Annotated in this window: 16 protein-coding genes; 10 read left to right on the top strand and 6 right to left on the bottom strand. The window is 73.2% G+C overall.

Features of this window, described 5'->3' with window-relative positions:
- Positions 1-18 precede the first annotated feature (18 nt).
- From Cba03nite_RS22455 to Cba03nite_RS22435, 5 genes are all read left to right on the top strand, one after another.
- A complete protein-coding gene (locus tag Cba03nite_RS22455) occupies positions 19-1,278 on the top strand; it encodes an arginine deiminase (RefSeq protein WP_203749612.1) in 1,260 nt (419 codons plus the stop codon).
- Complete coding sequence (speB, locus tag Cba03nite_RS22450) at positions 1,278-2,315, top strand: agmatinase (protein WP_203749609.1); 1,038 nt, start codon at positions 1,278-1,280, stop codon at positions 2,313-2,315. Before Cba03nite_RS22455 ends, speB begins: the two co-directional genes overlap by 1 nt.
- Before the next feature lie 113 nt (positions 2,316-2,428).
- Positions 2,429-2,596, top strand: coding sequence for a hypothetical protein (locus Cba03nite_RS22445; RefSeq protein WP_203749608.1), 168 nt, complete (start codon positions 2,429-2,431; stop codon positions 2,594-2,596).
- Positions 2,597-2,891: 295 nt separating this feature from the next.
- Positions 2,892-5,267: a glycoside hydrolase family 6 protein gene (locus Cba03nite_RS22440; RefSeq protein ID WP_346113691.1), complete on the top strand. Its 2,376-nt coding sequence runs from the start codon at positions 2,892-2,894 to the stop codon at positions 5,265-5,267.
- A 333-nt stretch (positions 5,268-5,600) separates the two neighbouring features.
- Positions 5,601-6,539: an anti-sigma factor RsbA family regulatory protein gene (locus Cba03nite_RS22435; protein WP_203749605.1), complete on the top strand. Its 939-nt coding sequence runs from the start codon at positions 5,601-5,603 to the stop codon at positions 6,537-6,539.
- Position 6,540: 1 nt separating this feature from the next.
- On the opposite strand, the gene Cba03nite_RS22430 is transcribed toward Cba03nite_RS22435, so the two are convergent.
- On the bottom strand, positions 6,541-7,584 hold the full coding sequence (locus Cba03nite_RS22430) for a LacI family DNA-binding transcriptional regulator (RefSeq protein ID WP_203749602.1): 1,044 nt from the start codon (positions 7,582-7,584) through the stop codon (positions 6,541-6,543).
- Positions 7,585-7,836: 252 nt separating this feature from the next.
- Positions 7,837-8,373, bottom strand: coding sequence for a hypothetical protein (locus Cba03nite_RS22425; RefSeq protein ID WP_239125944.1), 537 nt, complete (start codon positions 8,371-8,373; stop codon positions 7,837-7,839).
- A gap of 413 nt (positions 8,374-8,786) precedes the next feature.
- Between Cba03nite_RS22425 and Cba03nite_RS22420 the strand changes: the two genes are divergently transcribed.
- A complete protein-coding gene (locus Cba03nite_RS22420) occupies positions 8,787-10,028 on the top strand; it encodes an MFS transporter (protein WP_203749599.1) in 1,242 nt (413 codons plus the stop codon).
- 54 nt (positions 10,029-10,082) lie between these two features.
- On the opposite strand, the gene Cba03nite_RS22415 is transcribed toward Cba03nite_RS22420, so the two are convergent.
- Genes Cba03nite_RS22415 through Cba03nite_RS22400 form a run of 4 tightly spaced genes read right to left on the bottom strand, consistent with a single transcriptional unit; the run spans position 10,083 to position 13,561 of the window.
- The gene (locus Cba03nite_RS22415) at positions 10,083-10,742 is read right to left on the bottom strand and encodes a 4Fe-4S single cluster domain-containing protein (protein WP_203749596.1); all 660 of its coding nucleotides are present in this window, start codon (positions 10,740-10,742) and stop codon (positions 10,083-10,085) included.
- Entirely contained in the window at positions 10,732-12,165 is a 1,434-nt protein-coding gene (locus Cba03nite_RS22410; protein WP_203749594.1) for a hypothetical protein, read from the bottom strand. Before Cba03nite_RS22410 ends, Cba03nite_RS22415 begins: the two co-directional genes overlap by 11 nt.
- An 11-nt stretch (positions 12,166-12,176) precedes the next feature.
- Positions 12,177-12,932 (bottom strand): hypothetical protein, encoded by a 756-nt coding sequence (locus tag Cba03nite_RS22405; RefSeq protein ID WP_203749592.1) that lies wholly within the window; start codon positions 12,930-12,932, stop codon positions 12,177-12,179.
- Positions 12,929-13,561, bottom strand: a complete 633-nt coding sequence (locus Cba03nite_RS22400) for a hypothetical protein (protein WP_203749590.1) — start codon at positions 13,559-13,561, stop codon at positions 12,929-12,931. The genes Cba03nite_RS22405 and Cba03nite_RS22400 overlap by 4 nt, the downstream gene beginning before the upstream one ends.
- 392 nt (positions 13,562-13,953) lie before the next feature.
- Between Cba03nite_RS22400 and Cba03nite_RS22395 the strand changes: the two genes are divergently transcribed.
- From Cba03nite_RS22395 to Cba03nite_RS22380, 4 genes are read left to right on the top strand one after another with little or no spacing between them, the layout of a single operon-like run.
- A complete protein-coding gene (locus Cba03nite_RS22395; protein WP_203749588.1) occupies positions 13,954-16,257 on the top strand; it encodes a protein kinase domain-containing protein in 2,304 nt (767 codons plus the stop codon).
- On the top strand, positions 16,254-17,633 hold the full coding sequence (locus Cba03nite_RS22390; RefSeq protein WP_203749586.1) for a hypothetical protein: 1,380 nt from the start codon (positions 16,254-16,256) through the stop codon (positions 17,631-17,633). Before Cba03nite_RS22395 ends, Cba03nite_RS22390 begins: the two co-directional genes overlap by 4 nt.
- The gene (locus tag Cba03nite_RS22385; RefSeq protein ID WP_203749584.1) at positions 17,630-19,678 is read left to right on the top strand and encodes an AAA family ATPase; all 2,049 of its coding nucleotides are present in this window, start codon (positions 17,630-17,632) and stop codon (positions 19,676-19,678) included. The genes Cba03nite_RS22390 and Cba03nite_RS22385 overlap by 4 nt, the downstream gene beginning before the upstream one ends.
- On the top strand, positions 19,675-20,196 hold the full coding sequence (locus Cba03nite_RS22380) for an FHA domain-containing protein (protein WP_203749581.1): 522 nt from the start codon (positions 19,675-19,677) through the stop codon (positions 20,194-20,196). The genes Cba03nite_RS22385 and Cba03nite_RS22380 overlap by 4 nt, the downstream gene beginning before the upstream one ends.
- The last annotated feature ends 35 nt before the right edge of the window (positions 20,197-20,231 follow it).

Raw genomic sequence — 20,231 nt, 5'->3', positions numbered from 1 at the left:
GGACGAAAGGCACCCGCAATGACCAGCGGCTCGGCACCATCGGCGGCGTACGGCGTGCACTCGGAGGTGGGCCGGCTGCGCAAGGTCCTGGTCTGCGCGCCCGGCCTGGCGCACCGCAGGCTCACCCCGAGCAACGCCGACGACCTGCTCTTCGACGACGTGATGTGGGTGGAGAACGCCCAGCGCGACCACGCGGCGTTCGTCGCCGAGCTGCGCCGCCGCGGGGTGGACGTGGTCGAGCTGCACGACCTGCTGGCCCAGACGATGGCGCTGCCCCCGGCGCGGGCCTGGCTGCTGGACCGCAAGATCGTGCCGAACGAGGTGGGGCTCGGCCTGGTCGACGCGACCCGGACCTTCCTGGAGACGCTGGAGCCCCGGCAGCTCGCGGAGTACCTGATCGGCGGCCTGTCCACGGCGGACCTGCCGGACGACTTCCGGCCCGACTACATCGCGCTGGCCCGCGAGTCCACCGGCATCCGCGAGTACCTGATGCCCCCGCTGCCCAACACGCTCTACACCCGCGACACCACCTGCTGGCTGTACGGCGGCGTGACGCTGAACCCGCTCTACTGGCCCGCCCGCCACGACGAGACGCTGCTCATGAAGGCGGTCTACGAGTTCCACCCGGACTTCACCGGGTCGACGGTATGGTGGGGCGACCCGGAGCGCGCCTGGGGGCAGGCCACCTTCGAGGGCGGCGACATCATGCCGGTCGGCAACGGCGTGGTGCTGATGGGCATGAGCGAGCGCACCTCCCGGCAGGCGATCACGCAGGTGTCGGCGGCGCTGTTCCAGGCGGGCGCGGCCGACCGGGTGATCGTGGCCGGGATGCCGAAGCTGCGGGCCGCGATGCACCTCGACACGGTGTTCACCTTCGCCGACCGGGACGTGGTCACGGTGTACCCGAACATCGTCAACGCGATCCACTCGTTCACGCTGCGCCCGGCGGACCGGGCGCCCGGCGTCGTGGTCACCGACGAGGGCGACGCCGCGTTCACCGAGGTGGTGGCCAAGGCGCTCGGGCTGGACGGGCTGCGCGTGATCGAGACCGGCGGCGACGTGTACGCCTCCGAGCGGCAGCAGTGGGACAGCGGCAACAACGCGGTCGCCCTGGAGCCGGGCGTCGTCTTCACGTACGACCGCAACACCCAGACCAACACGCTGCTGCGCGCGGCGGGCATCGAGGTGATCGAGATCGTGGGCGCGGAGCTGGGCCGCGGCCGCGGCGGCGGGCACTGCATGACCTGCCCGATCGCCCGCGACCCGATCACCTGGTGATGGCCCGCTACGGCGCCCAGTACGGCCCGGACTTCACGTTCCTCGGGGTGCCGCGCTGCGACTGGGCCGATCCGGCGACGTACGCCGACGCCGACGTGGTGATCCTGGGCGCCCCGTTCGACGGCGGCACGTCGCACCGGCCGGGCACCCGGTTCGGCCCGGCGGCCATCCGGGGCACCGACTACCTGCCGCACGACGGCTCACGCCCGCACCTGGCCCTGCGCGTCGATCCGCTCGGGCCCGACCTGGCGGTGCTGGACGCGGGCGACCTGGAGCTGTACAGCGGCGAGGTGCAGCGCAGCTGCCGCAGCATCGAGGAGGCGGTCGCCTTCCTCGCCACCCACGGGGTGATCCCGCTGATCCTCGGCGGCGACCACACGATCACCTGGCCCGACGTCACCGGGGTGGCCCGGCGGCACGGGTTCGGCCGGGTCTCGGTCGTCCACTTCGACGCGCACGCCGACACCGGCGACGTCAACTTCGGCTCGCTGTACGGCCACGGCCAGCCGATGCGCCGCCTGATCGAGTCCGGCGCGGTGCGCGGCGACCGGTTCCTCCAGCTGGGGCTGCGCGGCTACTGGCCCGAGCCGGCCACCCTGGACTGGATGGCGGAGCAGGGCATGCGCTCGTACCACATGAGCGAGATCCTGGCCCGGGGCCTGGACGCGGTGCTCGACGAGGCGTGCGCGATCGCGCTGGACGGCTGCGACGCGGTGTTCCTGTCCGTCGACATCGACGTGTGCGACCCGGCGCACGCCCCTGGCACCGGCACGCCGGAGCCGGGCGGCCTCACCGCGCGGCAGCTGCTCGACGCGGTCTCGCGCATCTGCCGGACGCTGCCGGTGGCGGGCATGGACGTGGTCGAGGTGTCCCCGCCGTACGATCACGCCGAGATCACCGCGCTGCTCGGCAACCGGGTGGTGCTGGAGGCGCTGTCCGGCCTGGCCCGGCGCCGCCGCGACAGCCGTACGGGCACGATCTGGGATCCGGCCGTGCCGCTGCTGCGCGACCGCGGCCCGGACGCCGCGTCACCGTGACATCACGCGGCGGACACGGTGTCGCCGAAAGGCCGACGGCCTCCCCTGAAGGGTGCTCGCGTACGGAGTCGCGGGGGCATGTGGGAACGCTTACATGATCGTATAGTCCTCCCATGACCTGGCTCCTGGTGCTCGTGAGCGCGCCTTTCGTGCTCACCGCGCTGTTCATGGGCGCCCTCATGGGGGTGCGCGCCGCGACCCGGGAGGCGATCGAGCGCGGCCTGATCCACCACACCTGCCCCGTGTGCCACGCCGAGATCGCCCCGTCGCGGGCCCACTGAGCCGGGACGCCCGCCTTAGTCGGATCGTCAAACAAAAACGTGCCAGAAACATCGACACTCATTGTGGTCACGTGACGGCGGTGTGAAACTTCGATTACCGCGCAGGGAGCCATAGCGCGCGACTCGGCACCGAGGGCCCCGGTCTCACCGGAAGGTGCCGCGCACCGCCGTCACAGCCGTCCGGGCTGCCCTTTCCTTCCTGCGCCGTACGCGCCGCCCTGCCCGGTGGCCGCCGCTCGGCGCGGGCCGCCGCACCGATCTCCCGTCGGTCCGGCCCGGCTCAAGGAGTACCCGAGTGAGAATTGCGATCAGATCGTCCGCGCGGCGCCTCGTGGCGCTGCTCGGGGCGACCGCACTGGCCACGGCCGGCCTGGCCACCGTGGCCACCCCGGCCCAGGCGGCCGTCTCCTGCCAGGTGACCTACACCAAGGCCTGGGACAACGGCAGCGGCTTCGGCGCGAACATCAACATCACCAACACCGGCGACCCGCTGACCAGCTGGTCGCTGAAGTGGACCTGGTCCGGCAACCAGGGCGGCATCCAGGGCTGGTCGGCCAACTACAGCCAGTCCGGGCAGAACGTCACCGCGACGAACCTGTCCTACAACGGCAGCCTGGCCACCGGCGCGTCGACCGGCATCGGCTTCAACGCCACGTACAGCGGCACCAACACCAACCCGAGCAGCTTCTCGATCAACGGGGTCACCTGCGGCGGCACCAACCCGCAGCCCACGCAGAGCCTCGTCGTGTCGCCGACCAGCGTGAGCGTGCCCGAGGGCGGGACCGCGACCTACGCGGTGCGCCTCAACGCGCAGCCGACCTCCAACGTCACCGTCACCACGACGGCCGGCACGGGTGACAGCAACCTCACCGTGTCGTCCGGCGCGACGCTGACCTTCACGTCGTCGAACTGGAACACCAACCAGAACGTCACCCTCGCGGCGGCGGAGGACAGCGACTCGACCAACGGCACCCGGCCGTTCACCGTCGCGTCCAGCGGCCTGACCTCGGTCACCGTCAACGCGACCGAGGCCGACAACGACGGCACCACGACCCAGTCGCTGGTGGTCTCGCCGACCAGTGTCAGCGTGACCGAGGGCGGCACCGCGACCTTCGGCGTACGCCTGGCCGTCGCGCCGTCGGCGAACGTCACCGTCACCACGACGGCCGGCACCGGTGACAGCAACCTCACCGTGTCCGCGGGCGGCAGCCTGACGTTCACGCCGAGCAACTGGAGCACCGTCCAGAACGTCACCCTGGCGGCGGCCGAGGACAGCGACTCCACCGCCGGCACCCGGCCGTTCACCGTCGCGTCCAGCGGCCTGACCTCGGTCACCGTGAACGCCACGGAGGCCGACAACGACGGCGGCCCGGTCACCCCGCGCGTCGACAACCCGTACTCCGGCGCGGGCGTCTACGTGAACCCGCAGTGGCGTGCCAAGGCGCAGGCCGAGCCCGGCGGCAGCCGGATCGCCAACCAGCCCACCGGTGTCTGGTTCGACCGGATCAGCGCGCTGACCGGCAACGGCAGCCCGACCACCGGCACCATGGGCCTGGCCGACCACCTCGACCAGGCGGTCGCGCAGGACGCCGCCAACGGCTCCGCGCCGATGGTGATCCAGATCGTCGTCTACAACCTGCCCGGCCGTGACTGCGCCGCGCTGGCCTCCAACGGCGAGCTGGGCCCGACCGAGCTGGCCCGTTACAAGTCGGAGTACATCGACGTGATGGCGTCGATCCTGGCCCGCCCGGCGTACGCGAACCTGCGCGTCGTGGCGATCATCGAGATCGACTCGCTGCCCAACCTGGTGACCAACGTCGGCGGCCGGGCGACCGCGACCCCGATGTGCGACACCATGCTGGCCAACGGCGGCTACGTCCAGGGCGTCGGGTACGCGCTGAACAAGCTCGGCGCGATCCCGAACGTGTACAACTACATCGACGCCGCTCACCACGGCTGGATCGGCTGGGACGACAACTTCGGCGCGACCGCGAACATGATGTTCTCGGCCGCGACCGCGTCCGGCAGCACCGCGGCCAACGTGCACGGGTTCATCACCAACACGGCGAACACGTCCGCGCTGACCGAGCCGTACGTCGGCACGATCACCGAGCAGCTGCGCCAGACCACGTGGATCGACTGGAACCGGTACAACGACGAGCTGACGTTCGCGCAGGCGTTCCGGCAGCGGCTGATCACGGCCGGCTTCTCGTCGAGCATCGGCATGCTGATCGACACCTCGCGCAACGGCTGGGGCAGCTGCGTGCAGACCCCGTGCCAGCCGACGCAGGCGACGCGGCCCACCGCGCCGAGCACCTCGACGGACCTGAACACGTTCGTCAACCAGTCGCGCATCGACCGGCGTATCCACAAGGGCAACTGGTGCAACCAGGCCGGCGCCGGCCTCGGCGAGCGGCCGCGGGCCAACCCGGCCACCGGCATCGACGCGTACGTCTGGATCAAGCCGCCGGGCGAGTCCGACGGCTCCAGCTCGCTGATCCCGAACGACGAGGGCAAGGGCTTCGACCGCATGTGCGACCCGACCTACACGGGCAACGCCCGTAACGGCAACAGCATGTCCGGCGCCCTGCCCAACGCGCCGGTCTCGGGTCACTGGTTCTCCGCGCAGTTCCAGCAGCTGATGGCGAACGCCTACCCGCCGCTGAGCTGACGGGCCGACGATGGTCCCGCATCCGCATGGGTGCTCAGGATCGGGACCATCCGGGAACCCGCCCGCCGGGGTGCTCCGGCGCGGCGGGTCCGTAGGGAGAGTGCCCCCGCGGCGGAAACTTGGGCCCCGCCGCGGGGGCACGTCCGCCGGCGTCGTGTCAGCGACGCCGGCGGTCCTGCGTTCAGCCGGTGCAGGGCCGCGAGAAATCTCCGCGAACCTGGTTTGGCGCACCGCCCTGATGGGTACCGCCCCCGCTATGGCATGGCGACCAATGCCGCAACGGCTCGTGCACACCGTCTTCCCGCTCCCCGCAGCGCCGCCGACGTGACGGCCATGGCCGGACCCGCCGGACCCGACCATGTGGGCTTCCCGTACCGGGGTGTCGCCGAGTACGTGAGCGGCACCCTGGCCTTCGTGCACACCGCGCTCACCGCGGGACAGCCGGTGCTCGTCGCCGTGCCCAGCGCCAAGCTGGAGATCCTGCGCGACTGCCTCGGCTCGCGGGGCAGCCGGGTGCACTTCGCGGACATGGCGGTCGAGGGCCGCAATCCCGGCCGTATCCTGCCCGGCGTCCTGCTGGCCTTCGCCGACCGGCACCCGGGGCGGCGGGTCGCCATCGTCGCCGAGCCGGTCTGGCCGGGCCGCGGCGAGCTGGAATACCCGGCGTGCGTCGCGCATGAGGCGCTGGTCAACCTCGCCTTCGCCGGGCGGGACGCGGCGCTGCTGTGCCCCTACGACGCGGCGCTGCTCGACCCGCACGTGGTGCACGACGCCCACCGCACCCACCCGTTCCTGCAGCGCCGGGGCGGGTTGCGGCCGAGTCCCGTGTACGCCGATCCCCGGCTCACCGCGGCGGACTGCAACCAGCCCCTGCCGCCGGTGCCCGGCTACGCCGCGACGATGGGCTTCGCCGCCCCGGACCAGGTGCCCGAACTGCTGGCGTTCGTCGCGGAACGGGCCGACGCGCTCGGACTGAAGCCGCGGCTGCAGGACGCGCTGACCGCCGCCGTCGCCGAACTGGCCGCCGACGCGCTCGCCTGCGACGGGCAACCGGGCCGCATCGCCGTGTGGGCCGAGCACGACCAGGTGCTCTGCCAGCTCGACGACACCGGCCACCGCACCGACCCGCTGGCGGGCCGGGTGCCCTCGACGCGGGCCGAGGACGGCCGGGCGGGCGACGGGCTGCTGACCGCGAACCTGCTGTGCGACCTGGTCCGCCTGTACACCCGGCCCGGCGGCACCAGCGTGCGGCTGCACCTGACCGCGGGCTGAGTCAGGCCGAGTCGCGCAGGATCAGCTCGGTGGGCAGCACCGTCGCGGCCTGCTCCGGCGTCAGCTCCCCCGCGGCGGCCGCGAGCAGGCTGCGCACCGCCACCGCGCCGATCTGCTCGATGGGCTGGCGCACCGTGGTCAGCGCCGGGCGCACCTGGGTGGCCAGCGCGTGGTCGTCGAAGCCCACCACCGCCACGTCATCGGGGATGCGCCGGCCCACCCGGCGCAGGTAGCGCACCGCGCCCGCGGCCATCACGTCCGAGGCGGCGAACACCGCGTCGAGCTGCGGGCGCTGGTCGAGCAGCCGCTGCATGGCGTGCGCGGCGGAGGCCTGGCTCCAGTCCCCGTACGCGATCGGCAGGTCGGTCAGCCCTGCCGCGCGGACCGCGTCGGTGTATCCCGCACGCCGGTCGGCCCCCGGCCCGGTGTCCGGCGGCGCGGCCAGGTGCGCGATCGCCCGGCGCCCCCTGCCCAGCAGGTACTCCACCGCCGCGCGGGCGCCCCCGCGGTTGTCGGCGTCCACATAGGGCACCTGGTACGGGTGCAGCGGCCGGCCCACCACGGTCACCGGCAGGCCCAGCGAGGCCAGCGAGCCGGACAGCGGCAGCGGCCCGTGATCGGACACCACGATGACCCCGGCGACGCTGCCCGCCCGCAGGTAACGCCCGACCGTCTCGGCGAGCGTGCCGGACACGTTCGTGACCAGCAGCGGCATGTCGTGCTGGGCCAGCTCCATCTCCACGGCGCCGATGAACCGGGCGAAGAACGGCTCGGTGAACACCAGCCGGTGCGCGGCGTGGATGACGGCCGCGACCGCCCGCACCGGCGTCTGCGCGCGGCCCCAGGCGGCGCGGTGGCGGCGGTAGCCGAGCCGGCTCGCCGCGTCGCAGACGCGCTGGTACGCCTCCGGGCTGACCCGGGTGGAGTTGTTCAGCACCCGGGACGCGGTCGCGATGGACACCCCCGCGGCGCGGGCCACCTCGGCGAGGGTCGGCGGGGCGGCCACACCGTCGCGGTCCGGCGTGGAAGCGCTCCCGTTCGTCATTGACGCACCATAACCCGGTGCTCACGGGCAGCGGTAGGGCTCGGCATGCCGTTCCCCCACCCCCGGCCGATGTAAGTTCCACGGCCCGCACGGTGTCCGCGCAGGTCGACCGGCGCCGATGGGGGCCGCCCGTTGACCGGGGCGCGGCAGGCTTCAAGACTCGGCGGCGGGAGCGTTCCGGTCCGGACCATCCGGCACCCGGCATCGCAGCGGCCCCGCCCGGCTGGAGAACCGGGCGGGGCCGTGCCGCGCTCAGCCCGCGGCGTAGACCAGGTCCAGCCAGTCGGTGTGCCCCGCCCAGGTCAGCTCCATCCGCCAGCAGCCCGGACCGGGCATGTCGATGATGGACGGACCCGGGCCGCCCGGGACCTCCTTGGCCACCGGCTGTCCCCGGCCGTCCAGCCGGGCGATGATCTTCAGCGGCTCGCCGCCGCTGTTCGGCTCCCGCGACACCCAGAGGATCTTGTTGTTCGCCCCGTCCTTGCGGTCGTGGGTCAGCGGGTTCGCGAACAGGATCGCCGCGATCTCGCCCCGCTCCCCGAGCGTGTGCGCGATCGTGGTGTCGCCGCTGAAGCCCGCGTCCGCCCAGTCGGGCAGCGGCTGCATCACCACCTTGGGCGTACACGGACCGGACGGGCTCGGGGCGGCGGCGGTCGGCGCACCGCTCGTCGCCGCGCCGCTCACCGGCGTACCGGCCGGGCCCGCCGGCTCGGGCTCCCCGGTCGTGCACCCCGCCAGCAGACCGGCCGCGGCCATCACCAGCCACCCGGCCCGGTTCCACCTGGTCATACCGCCTCCTCGGCTACTCGTCGCCCCGGCCGCCGATGCCCGGCCCGGCGCGCGTCATCGCGGCGGCGCGAACCCGCCGCGAAACGCGCCGCCGCTCTCCGAGTGACGAGTCTCGGCTCCGCGGCGTGGTTCCCGCCGACCTGTGGCCACGGTGATCCCCTCGGGTGGCTTCCGGCCCGGGAGTGACGTGCCGCCGTCCGGCTGCGCGTGCACCGCCCGGCGGGTGACCTGGTTCCGCCCGTGCGGCTTTCCGGCGGCGTCCGCAGGCCACAACTTCTGAATCCGCGCCACAACTTCTGGGTTGTAGCTACAACCCAGAAGTTGTGGCCCGCGCCGCAGAGTGTGGGAGGCGGCTCGGGCGGCCGGCGCCTTCCGGTTGACCTCAACCGTGCTTGAGCTGGCAGGCTGTGCCGATGCGAGCAGCGAAGAGCCTGGTCCCGGCCGCTTACCGGGACGTGCTGGCGGTGGCGGGCTTCCGCCGCCTGCTGGCCTGCGAGACCGTGTCCTACCTCGGCGACGGCCTGAGCGTGGTGGCGATCTCCTGGCTGGCGATCCAGCTCGCCCCACCCGGGCAGGCGGCGCTCGTGGTCGGGGCGGCGGTCGCCGCGTTCTCCCTGCCCGCCGCGCTCGGCGCGCTGGTGCTGGCCCGCCGGCTGCGCCGGGCCGACGCGCGCACCCTGGTCACCGCCAACGCGCTGCTGCGCGGCGGGGCGCTGGGCACAGCCGCGCTGCTGTACACGCTCGGCCTGCTCAGCCCTGTCGGCTACATCGCGCTGCTCGCCGTGTCGTCGCTGCTCGTCGCGTGGGGCTCGGCGGGCACGTACACACTGGTCAGCAGGCTGCTGCCGAGCGAGCACCGGCTCGGCGCCAACACGCTGCTCGGCACCAGCCAGACCACCGCGATCATCCTCGGCCCGCCGCTGGCCGGCGTGCTGGTCGCCGCGACCGGACCGGCCGCGGCCGTCGCCGTCGACGCGCAGAGCTACCTTGTGCTGGCCGCCGTGCTGCGCGGCGTACGCGTCCCCGCCACCGCGGCCGAACCCGGCGCCGAATCGTCCGGCGGCTTCCGCCTGCTGGCCCGGCGGCCCGAACTGCTCGGCCTGCTCGCCCTCACCGCCGTCTTCTGCCTGCTGTACGGCCCGGTCGAGGTGGCCCTGCCGCTGTTCGTCGTCGACACGCTGGGCCGCTCCGCCGACTTCCTCGGCGCGTACTGGGCCGTGTTCGGGGTGGGCGCGGTGATCGGGGGGCTGCTAGCGGGCACACTGCGCCGGGTCGCGCCGTGGCCGTTCACGATCGCGGTCATCGCCGGATGGGGCGCGGCGCTGCTGCCGTTCGGCTTCACCACCTCGACCTGGGTCACCATGGCCGGGCTGGCCGTCGGCGGCCTCGTCTACGGGCCGTTCCCCGCGTTCAACATCACCCTGTTCCAGTCCGCCGCGAGCCCGGCGGACCTGCCCGCGGTGCTCGCCGCCCGCGGCTCCATCATGACCGCCGCGGTGCCCGTCGGCGCCGCCCTGGGCGGGCCGCTGGTCACCTGGCTCGGCCCGGACGGCACCCTGCTCGCCTCCGGCGCCGCGACCGTCACCCTGGCCGTGCTCGCCGCGCTCGGGCCGGTGCTCGTCCTCGCCCGCCGCCCCGCTCCGCAGGCACCGTGATCAAGGCTCCCTCGCTCCGTCCGGAAGCCTTGATCACGAGTGACGCGGTTGTGGTCACGGCCGCCAGCTGACGCCGTCGAGCTGTACCCCGCCCGCTCGCAGCGTGCGCTCCAGGACCGCCAGGGTGCCGCGCTGGGGCACGCCGCTGAGCAGCAGCCTGTCCCCCTCGACGAACGCCTGCATCGCCGGGGTGTCGGTCTCGGCCGCCGCCAGTTCCCGGTAGCGCATCTCGCCGAGCGGGGTGCGCAGATGCATCACCTGGTTGGCGGAGCCGCGCAGCACGAGCCGCGTCGGCTCGGCCGCCCGGAACCGGCCGGTGACCAGCACGTCGACCCCCTCGAGCGCGGCTTGCCGGCGACGGTCGAGCTCATCCAGCTCATAGCCGGTGAACAGGAGGATGTCGGCCTCGCCTCCCGGCCCGATCCGGTTGCCGGCGACGTGTCGCACGAACGCGGCGAGCGCGTCGGCCTGCGTCAGCGGCTCACCCCCGGTCACGGTCAGCCCGCTCGCCCCGTCGGCCTGCACCGTGTCCCACAACGCGGCCAGCTCGGCGACCGGCACGACCTCGCCCATCGCCGGGTCCCACGTGTCCCGGGACATGCACCCGGCGCAGGCGAGCGGACAGCCCTGCAGCCAGACGCCGAGACGCCGGCCGGGCCCGAGGGCGGTCACCGGGTAGAGCACCCGGTTGACGATCAGAGCGTCAGCGGACACTGCCGACTCCTGCGTCGCCGCGGGTCACCGTGTCGGTCACCGCGGGGTTCGCCATGGCGCGCGCGACACCGTCGTAGTAGGCGTGCTCGGCGGCCTCGTAGATCCCGTCGATGACGTTCCTATCCCGGCGCCACTGCTCGGCCAGCAGATCCGTGGACCACGGGGCCTCGTCCGCCAGCTGGGCCGCAGGGCCGATCGCCACCAGCTCGTCCTCGATCCGTTCCCGGCGCCGGTCGCTCCACTCGTAGGCCGCCTGGTACGGATGCGGACCGGCCATCCCGAGCAGGAAGCCGATCGCCCCGCTGAGCAGGAGCAGACAGATGAACGCCGCGGCAATGGTCGCGATGTGCGTGTGCAGCGCCTCGCTCTTCAGCGGGATGTCCAGCTCGGTGCGATCTTCCAGCATCGGGGGCACGTCGATCACCTGCGCCCGCAGATAGCCGAGCATGCCCGCCACGAAGATCCACGGCGCCAGCATGACCAGCGGGATGAGCACCGCCAGCCGATCGGCGCCGGTGGCACGGCGGGCCCGGTAGACGCGGCCGGCCATGTGCGGGAAGAGCACCATGAGCACCACGGACGAGGCCGTGAGCACCCAGGTGAACAGCCGGTCCGCACCGGTGCCCGAGCCGTGGAAGTACTCCCAGATGTAGTACTGGATCGGCGTCTCCACCGCCATCAGCAGCACCAGCAGCAGCCAGCTGTGCAGCGCGCCGAAGGTACGCGGTGCGGGTCCCTCCCACAGCACCCGCCGGGCGGCGCCGTCCGTCCCCGGCCGGCTCGGCGCGGCCCGGTCGACGCCGCTCGGCCCGGCCTCGACCGCGGGCACGCCCGTCGGCGCCGGCGAGCCGGCGCCCAGCGAGCTCGCGTACGGCCCGGCCGGCAGCGGGTCGCCGTTCAGCGTGTCGAGCTCGTCGGTCCAGGTCGACCTGACCTCGTCCAGGCCGCGGCGGCCGAGCCGGCGCACCAGCTCCACCCGCGCTTCGATCGCGGCGAGCAGCCGCATGCGCTGCCGGGCGCCCTCCATCAACGCGAGGGTCTCGTCGAGGCGGCCGGCCAGCCGACCGGCGCGCACCTGGTCGGCACGCTCGCGGGCGCGCAGCGGCCGGCGCCGCGCCTCCTCGACCATCAGCGCCCGCAGCCCGGCCTGCTCGCTGCCGGACTTCTCCGCCTCGCGCTGGGCCTGCAGCTGCCTGACATAACGCGGAGCCGTGTCCGGGGCCAGCGACCACTGGTCGAACATCCCGGACCGGCCGTCAGCGGTGCCTTTGGCCCTGGCTTCGGTCACCGCCGCGGCCATGGTGCGCTGCGGGGTGGCCCGCTGCTGGGGCACCGAGCGTGCGGGCGGACCAGGGTCCGCGGGCGGCATGGACTGCCGGGGCGGGCCGAACAGCCCGCGCAGCCGGCGCCACAGGTGTCGCATCTCGATCTCCTCTACAGGACGTGGAACTGGGCGGCGTGGGCGTGGTCGAGCAGCAGCGTCTTCCAGAAGGTCTCGAACCTGTCGAAGGCGCCGGCCTTGCCCGTCTTGTAGAGCTGGCCGAACCCGAGACCGTAGACGGAGGCGCCGGAGAGGTCGGCGATCCGCCCTTCGGAGGCGTACCGCTCGATCAGCGCCGCTCGCTTGGCCTCGGTGCTCAGATCCTCACGGTTGAGGTACTCCACCCCGTCCGCGTGGATGAAGTCGCTTACCACGAGGACGTGGAACGGCACGTCGGCAGGTCGCGCACGCGCCGCGAGCTTCAGCCCGCCGAGCACGTCCGAGCCGTTCTGGTCGGTCTGGCGGTGCAGGCAGTCGAGCAGCTGCAGTGCCACCTCCAGCGCCTTGCCGCGTCGCTGGTTGCGAACGTCCTCCCGGTCGACGCCGCCGCCGCCGGAGTAATCCGGGTCGACGTCGACCTCTTCCCCGCGGCACGGTGAGGCCTCCGAGCTGAGCGCGATGGGGGCGAACCGCACCATGCGGCAGCCCTTGTCCCGCACGAACTTCACCAGGCTGCCGTTGAGCTCGCCGGCGACGTCGAAGCCGCCGTCCGCCCGGCCGGAGCCGGACCCGTCCACCACCACCACGCATCCGTCAGCCAACCGCGGCTCGTCGCAGCCGCCCAGCGCCGGGAGCGCGCCGAGCGTCATCACCGCCCCCAGCGACCAGCTCACCGCCCGCCCGGCCGTCGCCATCAGTCTCGTTCTCATACCGCACGTCCCTCCACGATCTCCAGTGCCCGTCGGATGATCCATTCCGCCCCGGTGGCGCCGGCCTCGGCGACATCCCCCGCGTCCAGATCGGACAGCAGCGCGAAGGGATCCTGCTTCGACCAGATCGGGTCGACGTCGGTCGCCTCCGGGCGGGGACCGGTCCGCGACGAGAAGGCCGGCGAGATACCCGCGGCGCGCAGGAAGTGGATCCAATAAAAGTTGATCAACTGGTTGTAGTGCTGGGCCGACGCCTCCGCCAGGCGCCGATGCCGGGCATACTCGCCTTTCCACGCGGTCACCGCCTCGATGAACCGCCCCGATGTGGCCAGCCGCGGCTCGCCGTGCCGCTCGTGCTCCTGGATCACCCGCAACGCGGCTCCGGTCAGCAGCCGCAGCTCCCTGGCGTTGTGCTGGCGGAGGCGGCGCACCAGCAGGTGCGACGAGCGCGCGGCACGCCGCTGCAGCATGCCGATGTACGCGGTCCACAGCGGCACTCCCGCCTCGGCCGTCGCCCCGCCCTGCCGACGCGCCCAGCGGCTGCCGTCGGCCCGGCCGTGGTAGCGGGAGCTCAGGCGCTCCAATGCGGACAGGCGCTCACGCTGTCCTCTGCGCTCCCTCGCGGTCATCGCCGCGCACCCCGCCGTGCGCGGCGCGCGCCGTGCGGCTCGGCCGGGGGGCACGGACGCGCACTGTCCGCCAGATAACAGCGTGCCGGCGAAGCCGGATCGCCATCGCCGGAGCCCCGGCCGGGCGGCGAACGAAGGGTGTTTCTCAGGTCCATTCCTGATCGCTCCTAACCACGTCCTCGAGTGAGGCCCCGCCCTCTCAGCGGGAGAAGGGAAGGCAGATGAGTGCCGACACCGGCGGGTCGGACCCGCACGGCGAGGGCGGTCGTGTGCCGCCTCCACCCGCGACGAGCATCGATCCCGGACGGGAGATGCCGCCGCCGGGTACTGACGGACCGCGCGCGGCAGGCGCCGGGCATGGCGGACCGGGTGACGACGGGGGCGACGGCGGTGTGCCGGCGACGGTGATCGACCCGGGCCGGGGTGAGGATCCGCAGCTGGCCGAGTGGAGCGCACCCGGCATGCCGGCGGCTTTCCGGGACCGGTTCGAGCCGGTCGACGAGCTACGGCGTGGTGGGCAGGCACGGCTGTTCCTGGTGCACCACGCCGCGCACGGGCACGCGGTGCTGAAGATCTACGAGCCGGGAAAAGGCCCGTCGGCTGAGGTTCTGGCCTATCTGGCCGACCACGGTGGGCACGAGGGCAACCCGCACCTGGTCCGGGTCTACGAGGCGGGCCGGCTGAACGGCTTCGATTACGAGCTGATGGAGCACCTGCCCAGCCGTTCGGTTGCCGAGCTGGCGGCCGGGCGGGAGCGCGGGGCGCTCAGCACCGAGGAGATCACGGCGATCGTGCGCCAGACGGCGCTGGCGCTGCAGCAGATGCACGCGCACCGCATCGTGCACCGGGACGTGAAGCCGGCCAACATGCTGGTGCGCCGCAACGATCCCGGTGGCGGGCAGCCGCTGGAGACGGCCCTGGGCGACTTCGGCATCAGCATGCACGTCCCCGGAGCGCGCACCCGCAGCGTCACGACCTCCGGCACCACCCGCTACGTGCCGCCCGAGTACGCGTCCCGCGCTCTGGAGGTGTCGCCGGCCTCGGACTGGTGGGCCCTGGGCATGTCGGCGCTCGAGCTGCACCTGGGCACGCATCCCTTCGACGGCATGCGCGACGAGTCGATCTTCCTCCACCTCGCCCGGGGTCCGCTCGACCTGTCGAAGGTCGCCGACCCCCGCGTCCTGCTGCTCTGCCGCGGGCTGCTCAACAGCAACTCCAGGCTGCGCTGGTCGGCGCGGCAGGTGCTGGCCTGGGCGGACGGGGAGGACCCGGAGGTACGCGGCGCGGCATCGCCGTCCCCCGCGCCGCCGGCGCCGGACCTGCCGTCCTACCTGTTCCAGGGCCGTCCCTACACCGACAAGGCTCTGCTCGCGGTGGAGATGGCGGCCAACTGGACGTTCACCGCGAACCTGCTCTTCGGCAAACGCGGACGGCCCGCCCGGGAGCTCGCCGACTGGATCAACCGGCTCGACGAGCCCTCGCCCGAGCGGGATGCCGTCCGCGGCCTGCTGCGGCGCCGGCCCGGACCGGCCGACGTCGCACTGCTGCGGCTACTGCGTTACCTCGACCCGGGCGGCCGCCCCGTCTACCGTGACACCAACCTGACCGTGCGCGGGGTCGTCGCGTTCGCCTATGACGCCTGGCGGGCTCCGCAGAGCACCGTGGACTCGATCCTGGGCGAGCTGTGGCACCACCGCCTGCTGCGGCTGCTGCCGACACGTGACGCGGACGAGGGTTTGATCGGGCTCGACGGCATCGACGAGGCCTGGCGGCGCCACGCCGACGACTGGGCCGTCGCGGTCGCGAACATCGACGACGCCGGGGCGCGGGAGTTCATGGCGGGCAGGGCCGAGCGGGACCGGCTCGCGGCCACGCTCTGGATCGCCGCCTGCCGCGCGGATACCCTGCCGTTGCTGCGCGGCCGGCTCCATGCCGGGCTGGCCGACGCCGAACGCCGGCTCGGCGCCGAGGTGTCCGGCCGGCTGCCGTGGTTCGACCGGCTGCGGCGGCCGGGCGCCGCCGCGGTCGAACTCGCCGTGGCATGTGTCCTGGTGCCGTTCGTGGGACCGCTCCTGCTCCGTGAGGCCGCCGAGGAGCAGCAGGCCCGCTCGCGACGGCGGTGGCTGCTCGAGCACGGGGAGATGCGCGCGCAGGTCGAGCGCCTGGAGCGGCATACCGCCCGGGCCTGGGCGGGCGCCGGCGCGGGGGCCGCCGCGGCGGTATGGGTCATGCTGCTGGGCCTCAGCGAGATCGCCGAAGTCGCCGATCTCGCGGCGATGCAGCGTGCCTGGATCGTCACGGGGTTGTCCGTCAGTCTCGTCTTGACGCTGGAACTCGTGCTGGCGTCGTTCATGGGAGGCCTGTACTGGCCGCGCTACTCCCTGCTGCACCAGAGCATCGTCCATCTCGGACGGGTGGCGCGCCGGGTGCGCGGTCGCGAGATGTGGTCACTCGGCATCGTCGTGCTGGCGCTCGCCCTCACCGCCGCGGTGACGGTGTACGTGCCGATGGCGATCCCGCTGGTGACCGCCCTGGGCCTGCTGGCGTGGGCGCCGGTCCGGCTCCGGCGCTGGCAGGCGGACCGCAGGGCGATGCAGCACGAACTCAGATTGGCCGAGTACGAGCGCGAGGAGGACCGGATGAACGACAACGCGGACGGTATGGCCCACCTGGATCGGGCGGAGGTGGCGGCATGAGCGGCGGCGGGGCGGGCCTCGGCGTCCTCCTGTTCATCATTCCCGCGGTCGCGCTGGCGGGAGCCGTGCTCGTGATGGCGGCGATCGCCGCGACCGTCGGCGCGGCGGCCCTGCTCGTCGTGCGGGCCGCGGCCGCCGGCGTCGCGAAGGGCGCCGACGCCGTCGCCCGGCTGGGCGCCGAGCTGGAGGCGCAGGGCGAGGCGCAGGCCACGGCCGAGATCATGGGGCGGCTCTGGGAGCTGGCCGCGGGCGAGGTCACCGGCCTGAACGCCGAGATCGCGCTGCTGGCCGCGGCGGCCGGACGCTCCCCGGGACCGGTGCTGGACCTGCCGGAGCAGCTCGACCTCACCGGGGTGGACCTCTGCACCGCCGAGGTATGGGTCAAGGACGCCCGTGCCCGGCTGCGCGTCGCACGCCAGGCGCTGGAAGCCCGTTTCTCGGCCGGCGCGCGGGACGCCATGGCCGCGGCCCTGCCCGCGGGCGACCCGGTGCTGAGCGCGGCCGAGCTCATCGAGCAGCGGCGCGCGGAACTGCTGGCGGGAATGACGCCAACGGTCGTGATCCGCCAGCCGGGTGTGGCCGACGATGGCATCGACTTCGCCCTGGACATCCAGCCGGAGCTCGACGACCTCCTGGCGAGCGTCGACCCGGACCGGCTGGAGGACGACCAGCACGAGGTGCTGCGGCTGGCCGCCCGGGTGGCGACGGATTCCCTGGACATGGCCGAGGCCCGCCTCAACGATCTGAAACTGTGCATCGAACGTGAGGTCAATCCCCGGGCGGTGGCCCGCCGGAAGGCGTCCTTCTGGTTGCAGGCGCTGCGCCAGCCGCTCATCGGGCCGGAGCTCGGCGTCGAGCCGCCGACTGCCGCGCTGGTGAACCGGCTGGAACTGGTGCTGCGCGGCGAGCGCGCGCTCACCGAGCAGGACCGGCGGGAGGCGGAGGCCGCCATGGTCCGCGCCGAGGAGATCGCCCGCTGCCGGCATCTGCGCGACCTGGTGGCCGCGGGACTGGAGCAGGCGCGCTGTGAGGTGCGCATCGAGACCGTGTCGGGCCGGGTCGGCCTGACCGTGCACCGTCCCGGCTGGAACCGGCACCACCTCGGACGCATCGAGCTGAGCGCCGACCACGTGGACAGCCGGCTGTGGCGGACCCGCTCGGCCGCCGGAGTCCAGTCGCAGCAGCAGGAGCGGGCGAACTGCGCCGATTTCGCCGAGGTCGTCAACGGCGTCTTCGCCCAGCTTCAGGCCAACGGCGAGCTCGGCGGGCGGCCGGTGCGGCTGGACCTCCGCCACGAGGTCGTCGACGCGCCGACCGGCCTCATCGAAGCACCCGGGCAGACCAGCACGACGCCGGACTACAAGGTGATCAAGTGAGCACGAGCGGCCTGCCGGCGTTCGTCCGGGAACTCGAGGGCACCCTGTCGGTGCACGCGCAGTACGTGCTGCACGGCAACATCCACGACCAGTACCTGGTGCCCTCGCCGGAGGCGCCGGATCAGCGCTACCCGGTGGACCTGCGCGAACTGCTGTGGATCGCGCTGCAGTCGGCCGGGTACGAGGCCATGGTCTACTACGACCCGGTGCACGGCATCTCCGAGTACCCGCCGCGGGACCGCGCCTCGGCCGAGGCGGCCACCCGCCTGCTCGGCCGGCGGGTGCTGGGCAGCCAGCCCACCCTCATGGAGCTGCGCACCCACCTGTCGCGGCTGGTGGGCACCCCCGCGCCGCCGACGGCGGCCCCGCCGCCGCCGGTGCCGGGACAGGCGCCGGCTCCCGGCGTGCCGCAGCAGGCGGCACCGCCCGAGCCGCCGCGGCCGGAGGGGGTCAAGGCCGCTTTCGTCATCGGGTACGCCGCGCGCATACCCCGGTCGATGGCGCAGCTGGACGAGGCCGAGCGGGACTTCTTCCTGTTCTGCCAGCAGATAGCGCTCACGGCGGAACCGCGCGGCCACTCTCCGGCGCACCCGGCAGGGGTGTTCAACCCGGTGATCTGGCTCGTGGAGGGCGAGCGCGACCTGCCCGCCTGGCTGACCGCGGGCATCGAGCGCATCCGGACGATCGCGGTGCCGATGCCCGGCCTCGACGAGCGGCGTGCCGCGGCGCGCATCTACGGCGCCGGCATCCCCATGGCGCCGGAGACGTCCGGCGAGGAGCTGGCGCAGCTGATCGACGGGTTCGCGCGCCGCACCGACGGGATGACCGTGCTCGGCATCCGCGAGACGAGCCGCCTGGCGCACGACCGGGGGCTGCGGCTCGACGAGATCGGCGACGCGGTCCGGATCTACAAGCTGGGCATCGACGACAACCCGTGGCGGCGCGCCAGCATCCGCGGCCAGATCCAGCTCGGCGAAGCCGAGATCCCGCGGAAGGTGCTGGGCCAGGACCAGGCGGTGCTGAAGACGCTGGACATCCTCAAGCGAGCCGCGCTCGGGCTGTCCGGCGCGCAGGCGTCGAGCTCTGCGCACCGCCCACGGGGTGTGCTGTTCTTCGCGGGACCGACCGGTGTCGGCAAGACCGAGCTGGCCAAGAGCGTGGCCGAGGTGCTGTTCGGTGACGCCGATGCCTACCTGCGGTTCGACATGAGCGAGTTCGCCGCCGAGCACTCGGACCACCGGCTGATCGGCGCGCCGCCGGGGTACGTCGGTTTCGAGGCGGGTGGCGAGCTGACCGGGGCGGTGCGCCGGCAGCCGTTCCGGGTCGTGCTGTTCGACGAGATCGAGAAGGCGCACCATCGGGTCCTGGACAAGTTCCTGCAGATCCTGGAGGACGGCCGGCTCACCGACGGCCAGGGCCTGACCACTCACTTCACCGAGTGCGTCCTGATCTTCACCTCGAATCTCGGCATCATCGACGAGGACCAGCAGACCCACGAGCGCACCCAGAAGATCCGTCCCGGCGAGCTGTCCTACCGGGAGCTGGAGCGGGAGGTGCGGGAGACGGTCAAGCACCACTTCATCAGCGTGCTGGGACGTCCCGAACTGCTGAACCGGCTCGGCGACAACATCGTGGTGTTCGACTTCATCTCGCCGGAGGTGGCCGACGAGGTCTTCGCGCTGCAGCTCGGCAACATCCGGCAACGGCTGCGCGCCGAGCACCGCATGCAGGTCGACCTGTCGGCGGACGCCGCCGAGGTGCTGCGTACGCTCTGCACCGCCGATCTGGACAACGGCGGGCGGGGCATCGGCAACCAGCTGGAGAGCCGCTTCATCAATCCGCTGGCCCGGCACCTGTTCGACCGGGACATCGCGCCGGGCGTCCACCTCGACGTGCGCTCCATCCGCACCGACACGACCACCGGCCGGGTCGACCTCGACATCACCGAGCGGCGGGCCGGCGACGAGCCGCCGGCCGCCACCGCGATCGTGCCAGCTCAACCGGAAGCGGGCCCTGAGGTGCTGGTCGGCGAGGTGGTCCGGTGACCCGGGCGCTGATGAGGTGTGCGAACGGCCACGTCACCCCGTTGCTGCCCACACGTACGTGCCCCGGCCCGTGCAACCTGCCTGCCCGGCCGCACGACCCCGAGGCCGAGCCTGCAGGCGGGGCAGCCGCCCGCGAGTGCTGGAGCTGCGGGCGGGAGGAGTTCGACGCCACCGCCGCCGACTGCGTGAGCTGCGGCAAGAGCCTCACCACCCCGCTGGCCTCGATCGATTTCGGGGCCGCTGGGAGTGTGGAGATCTGGCCGGGCGAGGTGCGGATGCTCGGCCGCGACGACGAAACCCCTGACCACCAGGTCTTCGCGAGCACACCGAACGTGCACCGCCAGCACGCGATCCTGCGCGCCGAACCCGACGGGACCGTCACCATCGAGCCCGTACCGGGCAAGGCCAACGGCACCTTCGTCAATGACGAGGAGATCACCGGGGTGTACCGGCTGCACGCTCAATACCAGGTGCGGCTGGCGCGTGACCTGCGTGGGACGGTGCGGATCTGGCCGTGACGGGCGCGCCCCGCCGACGACGTGACCGTCGTCGG

The sequence above is a fragment of the Catellatospora bangladeshensis genome, from assembly GCF_016862575.1.
Lineage (GTDB): Bacteria > Actinomycetota > Actinomycetes > Mycobacteriales > Micromonosporaceae > Catellatospora > Catellatospora bangladeshensis.
The sequence above is the reverse complement of the archived record's forward strand: the minus strand, read 5'-3'. Positions and strand labels throughout refer to the sequence as shown.